At 66.5% G+C, this 6,058-nt stretch carries 5 protein-coding genes; 2 read left to right on the top strand and 3 right to left on the bottom strand.

Annotated features, from left to right (window positions below; all coding sequences use genetic code 11):
- Positions 1 to 786, top strand: a 786-nt coding sequence (locus tag ACXJKH_RS12700) for an XAC2610-related protein (protein ID WP_457319729.1), incomplete at its 5' end; no start/stop codon positions are given.
- A 31-nt stretch (positions 787 to 817) separates the two neighbouring features.
- On the opposite strand, the gene ACXJKH_RS12695 is transcribed toward ACXJKH_RS12700, so the two are convergent.
- Complete coding sequence (locus ACXJKH_RS12695) at positions 818 to 2,404, bottom strand: SDR family NAD(P)-dependent oxidoreductase (protein ID WP_256774356.1); 1,587 nt, start codon at positions 2,402 to 2,404, stop codon at positions 818 to 820.
- Positions 2,405 to 3,070: 666 nt separating this feature from the next.
- Here ACXJKH_RS12695 and ACXJKH_RS12690 point away from each other — a divergent pair.
- Complete coding sequence (locus ACXJKH_RS12690) at positions 3,071 to 4,612, top strand: helix-turn-helix domain-containing protein (RefSeq protein WP_457319726.1); 1,542 nt, start codon at positions 3,071 to 3,073, stop codon at positions 4,610 to 4,612.
- 18 nt (positions 4,613 to 4,630) lie between these two features.
- On the opposite strand, the gene ACXJKH_RS12685 is transcribed toward ACXJKH_RS12690, so the two are convergent.
- On the bottom strand, positions 4,631 to 5,098 hold the full coding sequence (locus ACXJKH_RS12685) for a hypothetical protein (protein WP_457319724.1): 468 nt from the start codon (positions 5,096 to 5,098) through the stop codon (positions 4,631 to 4,633).
- The coding region (locus ACXJKH_RS12680; protein ID WP_457319722.1) for a hypothetical protein at positions 5,095 to 6,058 on the bottom strand (964 nt) is incomplete at its 5' end. The genes ACXJKH_RS12680 and ACXJKH_RS12685, both read right to left, overlap by 4 nt.

Raw genomic sequence — 6,058 nt, 5'->3', positions numbered from 1 at the left:
GTGCTACAGCAGGCGCGTGACTATTCCGATGTGTTGTATCTGCCTATCGACGTGGTTGCGCAGGCTGAGCCGTTGGCGACCCGTGCGGGCGAGCCGCTGAAAGCAGGCAGCTATCTCGCGGTGGTATCGCGCACGCCGGCATGGTTCCAGATCGAACGCATCGCATCGGACGGCAGCACTGCGTCAGGCTGGATCGACCGCGATGCGTTGTCTCGACCGGAGTGGGTCGCGCAGACGGCGGTGACGCCGGCGTTCCGGTTCCGGCTGGGCTTCGAGCGCAACGACAGCGATGACGACGACCCGCAACGGGTGCTGAGCGCCATCGACGTTCTGGACGCCACCACCGGCAAGCGCGTGCAGATCCTGCGCGATTTCGATGCCGATCCCATCGGTGGAGCAGGGGACGTGCTGCAACTGGTGGATGCCAACTTCGACGGCCACCCGGACATCCTGGTGCCGGGGATGTCCGGCGGCGCGGGACCAAACAGCACCGACAACGTGTTTCTGTTCGACCCGGCCTCGCAGAACTTTGTCTACGACTCCACCTTGTCAGGCATGCCACAGCTGTCCATCAATGCGGCGCAGCGCACCGTGACCTCTTCCGCGCGCAACGGCTGCTGCGCGCACGCCTCGGAAACCTACCGGTATCGTGACGGCAGCTTGGAATTGTTCGAGAGCTGGGAAGAGGCGCTGTCCGCCGATGGCGAGTCGGTCGACACCACGCGCGGCGTGCTTCGCAACGGCCGCATGACGTACAGCACGGTGCGCAGCCCGGCCGAGCATTGAGCCCGGCCCGGCCTGCCGCCCACCGCCACGATCACCAGTCGGTGGGGGCGTAGTCCTTCAGGAACTGGCCCCAGACGTGCTCGCCGCTGTTGAAGCCGTGGATGATCGGGTCGACGATGCGCGCGGCGCCATCGACGATGTCCAGCGGCGGATGGAAGCGCTCCTGTTCCACCTTCTTCGCGGCCAGATCGGCCGGATCCTCGTCGGTCACCCAGCCGGTGTCGACACTGTTCATGTGGATGCCGTCGTTCTGGTAATCGGCCGCCGAGGTGCGCGTCATCATGTTCAACGCGGCCTTGGCCATGTTGGTATGCGGATGCCGGGTGGTCTTGAAGTTGCGGTAGAACTGCCCCTCCATCGCCGACACGTTGACGATGTGCTTGTCGCGCTCGGGCGTGCGCAGCATCAGCGGCTTCAGCCGCGCATTGATGATGAACGGCGCAATGGCGTTGACCAGCTGGGTCTCCAGCAGTTCCACCGATGGCACTTCGTCCATCTGCATGCGCCACGAATTGCGGCCGCGCAGATCGATCTGCTGCAGGTCCTGGTCCAGGCGGCCATCGGGGAACAGGTGCTGCTGGCCGACCAGTTCGTCATCCAGCAACGGCACCTGCGACAGCTCGGCCGCGCGGGTCAGGCCGTTGGCACCGTTGAAGCCCTGGTCCTGTACCACCGGCAGCGCCGTGGCCGAGGTGGCGCCCAGCAGCTCGGCGCTGCGCAGGCCCTCGTAATCGCCGATCAGGCGGCGCAGCGTCTCGGGCACCTCATGCAGGGCCGCGGTTTCGCCGGCCATCATGTGCGCGTAGAACTGCGGCGGGCGGCGTACCGTCTGGCAGGCGTTGTTGATGATGAAATCCAGGCGCGTGCGCGTGGCCAGCAGTTCGCTGCAGAACGCTTCCACACTGGGCGTGTGGCGCAGGTCCAGCCCGTACACCTGCAGGCGGTGGCCCCACTCGGCGAAGTCGGGCTCTTCGGCGTAACGCGCCGCCGAATCGCGCGGGAAGCGCGTGGTCACGATCAGCTCGGCACCCGCACGCAGCAGCTTCAGCCCGGCCTGGTAGCCGATCTTGACCCGGCCGCCGGTCAGCAGCGCCACGCGGCCGCGCAGGTCGGCGGTCTCGGTGCGCTTGACGAAGTTCAGCTCGGCGCAGGTGGGGCACATCTGGTCGTAGAAATGATGCAGCTGGGTGAACTTCTGCTTGCACACATAGCAATGGCGCAGCTCGGGCGAATGCACCGGTTCAGGCGCTGCGCTGGCGTTCTCGCCGTTGTGCGCATCGTGCAGACCCGCCGCATGCGGCGGGAAGTAGTTCGGCGTGCTGAACACCGGCTTGCGCCGCAGGGCGCGGATGCCGGTTTGATCGAGCAGGGCCTCGGCCTTGCGCACCTTTTCCTGGTGGCGCTGCTTGGCCTGCTGCTTGAGCATCTGCCGGCGCGCCTTCGGCTCGGGGTGATAGACCTTGGCCACTACCTGATGCAGCCGCGCACGATCGGCGTCGGGCAGGGTGTCGAGCACGCTGCGATCGGCCTCGATCGCCTCCAGAAGGTCCAGTGCGGCGCGCAGGCGGTCGGTCAGGGGGAGGTCGTCGGCATCGACGGGAGTGGCAATGGTATTCAATTCAGATCCGGGAGCAGCGGCGGGGATACAGCGACAGACGGCAGAGCGATGACCGCCTCGATGCGGGTCCGTGCTGTAGCGGACCGGGGCGTCCGGTCGGCGGGTATTGTCCCCGATCCGGGGGTGTTGGCGCCAATGTGGTGTCGCGCGGGAGGCGTGTAGAAGCGGGAGCACGGCCGACGGCCGGGCCATGGGGAGGCTCTGAATGCGTTCAGGTCGCCATTTTCTGCCTGGCTGGCGCGCAGTGTGGGGGCGCGTTACGTGCAAGAGGGCGATGGGACTTTGACGGACTGCCCCCGGGCCTCCGTTGCCACGTGACCCATGCAGGGCGTTGAAACGCGCCAAAGTGAGATTCAATCCACATATTCACGTGAATATCGGGACATTCCACCGGCGACGTGTTGAGCGTCAAATATTTGGTGCTTCGGGTAGGCGATTTCGATCACGGATAGCTCACCTCGATTATGGCCCCGTCTGGAGATGATCGATGTTCGCCACGACCGCCCGGGGAGAGGGCGGCTGGCGCCGTGTCATGGCAACGCACCGCGCCCAGCAGGCGCGGCATGTGGCGTGGACATCGCAGCATCCCGCGATGGCGCCGCGTGGCACCTATCGTGCGATCGCCTGGTGTGCTCGCACCGGGTTGCCAATCCAGAGGGAGTTTCAATGCACAGGCAAGTCAGTGAAATGCTGCAGCGCGCATATCGTCCGTACCCCTCGTTGCCCGAACTGTTGGGTGCGTTCGTGGAGGAGTTTTCGCAGCACCAGGCATTGCGCGGCGGGCGCGTACGGTTGCGCGGAATGGCCGCAGACGGCCAGGCGACGACGCCGGCCACCGTCGGTGATCGTGAACTACCGGCGTCGCAGCGGCTACCCATCCGCTACGGCGACGAGGTGCTGGGAGAGCTCCACCTGGAAGGCAAGAGCGGGCTGCTGGACGACACCGCGCTCGCCTTGGGTGAATTGTTTGCCCACCGCTGCGCACAGCTGATAAAACGCTACGAAACCAAGACCTGGGCAGAAGCCGTCCTGAGCCGACCGCTGCTCCTGGTGGGTACGTGTGAAGCGATGAAGCAGATCGAGGGGTTTGTCGAACGCGCCGTGGCCAGCAGCCTGCCGGTGCTGGTACGCGGTGAATTCGGCACAGAAAAAGTAGAGCTTGCCGCGGCCCTGCACAGCTGTGGTCCGTCACGGTTGGGGCCGTTCGTCGAGGTCAACTGCGCCCATCCGCTGGGTGAGCCCGGCGAGTGGTTTGCACGTGCGCAGGGCGGCACGTTGTACTTCCATGAGGTCGATGAGTTGCCGGCAAGCCTGCAGGGGCAACTTCCGCACCGTATCCAGGGACTGAATGCCGCTGTGGCCGATGCCCGACCCGTGCAGCCCACCCGGGTGATCGCCTCCAGCAGCGTAGATCTGGAACAGCGTGTGCGTGACCGGCAGTTCTCGCGCGCGTTGCTGGCCGGCCTGGAGTTTCTCACCGTGGATATTCCCCCCTTGCGCGAACGCGTCGAAGACATCGGCGCACTGGCCGCCCGCGCTCTGGATCTGCACGGGTTCGATTCCCAGGTAATCCGTGGGGAATTGCTGGAGATACTGCGTCGCCATGATTGGCCGGGCAACCTGCTGGAGATGGAGCGGGTGGTGGTGCGGCTGGCGGTAATGACCGCGGGCCGTCCGATCCGCAGGGAGGATGTGATGCGGCACGCGCCGGGGCTGTCCTGGGCGATGGAGGCGACCGCCGCCGAGGCGCCCGCAGCGACGGCGACCGACCCCGGCGCCTTCCCGCTGGATGAGCTGGACGCGGGGGATGATCCCTCGGCCACAGACGCGCGCGAAGGCCGCGATCTGCCACGGTCCGCATATGATCGCCTGAACGACGGTCTGCATGACGGCCTCAAGCGTGCGCTTGCCTATCTCAAAGACCACGCGGCCGAACCGCTCACCCTGGGCGACCTCGCCAGGCAGGCACACGTCAGCCAGTCCCACCTCGGGTTCCTGTTTCGCAACGAGCTGGGTACCACGTTCAAGCCGCTGTTGCAGCAGTTGCGGATCGAACATGCCAAACAGTTGCTGCGCAGCGAACAACGCCTGCGCATCACCGATGTGGCCCTTCAGGTCGGCTTTGGCGACCTGAGCCATTTCGAGAAAAGCTTCCGGCGGGTGGTGGGGGTCAGTCCACGCAGCTACCGGCGCAGGCCCGCCGGATAATGCTCCTGGTCAAGCGGCCTAGCGGCGCTGTTCCCACTTTGCGTCGTCCTCGGCGGCGGCTTCGGTAGCGCGGCGAACAGCGTCTTCGGCGGCGGCATCTGCCCGGCGAGCCGCTTCGTTGGCGGCTTCGATCGCATGTTGGGAGGCTTCCATCGCCGCGCGAATGGACTGCTCGGTGGCCGCCATCGCCGCTTCAGCCAGTTCCTGTGCGATCTCCATCGGGCTTTTGTGGGGGGGGCGGCCACCGTCCGGTGGCGAAGGAAGCGGGGTCGGGAAGGTCATCGGGATGGCTCCGTCTGGGGAAGAGGAAGGGTGCCCGCCAGCGCGGGCACCCAGGAGATGGCGCAGCGCGGTCTGCGCGCTGGCCAGGATCTGATCGGCCTGTAGTCGCGCGGCTTGCCGGCCGGCGACAACCGCGTCACCGGCCGCCGCAGCCAACGACGTGCACGCGTGCTCCGGCCCGTGCGACGGCGCCACGATCGTCACGCCGAACTGGCCTGGTAACCGAGCATCGCTTCGGATGCGTCATCGCCGAGCAGCCGGTTGTACTGCGCCAGGGTGATGATGTTGTCTTCCACCTGCACCACCGCTCGCTGCCGCGAGGCCTCGATCGGGAACTGCACGCTGGCGCCGTCCTGGCCCAGCCGCCCACGATGGACCGGGTGTTCGTTGAGAAAGGCCTGGGCTTCGCGCATCTGCCGGCGCGCTGCCTCGCGGATGGTCTCGTGATCCAGGGGCATTCCATGCAGGGCTACCGCGACCTGCTGGGCGGCCAGGGAGATCCGTGCGAAGCCAACCGGTCGTCCTGCCTCCAGTGTCTCGGCGATGGCCTGGCGCACTTCTTCAGGCGCCGGCAGGCGCGGCAGCTGTGGCCCGTCCAGCGCACCGAACAGCATGGGCAGCAGGATCTGCAGCGCGTGCGTGGCGCGCTCCAGCCGCTGCTCGGCGGTTGCGGCGGTGTGCTGGGTGCGCAGGTAGAAGCGGTAGTAATCGCAGAACTCGATCGGTCGCCGTGCGTGCTGCAGTGCGAAGTCCGCTGCCTCCCCTCGGGTCGCTCCGCTGGGGAGCTGCGGCCCCTGTTCGGCGGCCAGCTGCCAAAGCGCAAGGCTTTCGCGGAAATCCAACTGCTGCAGCAGCGGCGCATCGGCGCCACCGACGGCTGCCAGGAAAGGACGGTAGGACTGCAGCGCAGCGTTGCTGACAAGGGAATGCCGCGACAGCAAGCGCTGCACGCTGTCGGCCAGAGCGCTGCCGTGTTCGCCATGCTCCACCCGGTACAGCGTGTCGATATCTTCCCCGCCCAGGCTGAGCAGTTTGATCGGACTCACCTGCAGGCCGGTCTGCGGCAGCCAGGCCAGACGAGAGCCGTGCAGGCCCTGCTGGATGCCATCCAGCAGCATGCTTTCGTCGGCGAAGTGATAGCGATGCTCGTGGGCATCGATGGCC

This window comes from Stenotrophomonas sp. P5_B8, assembly GCF_054049855.1.
The sequence above is the reverse complement of the archived record's forward strand: the minus strand, read 5'-3'. Positions and strand labels throughout refer to the sequence as shown.

Bases quoted from the DNA above. Each gene is read 5' to 3' on its own strand.
- ACXJKH_RS12690 (WP_457319726.1), top strand. From the start codon at position 3,071: ATGCACAGGCAAGTCAGTGAAATGCTGCAGCGCGCATATCGTCCGTAC.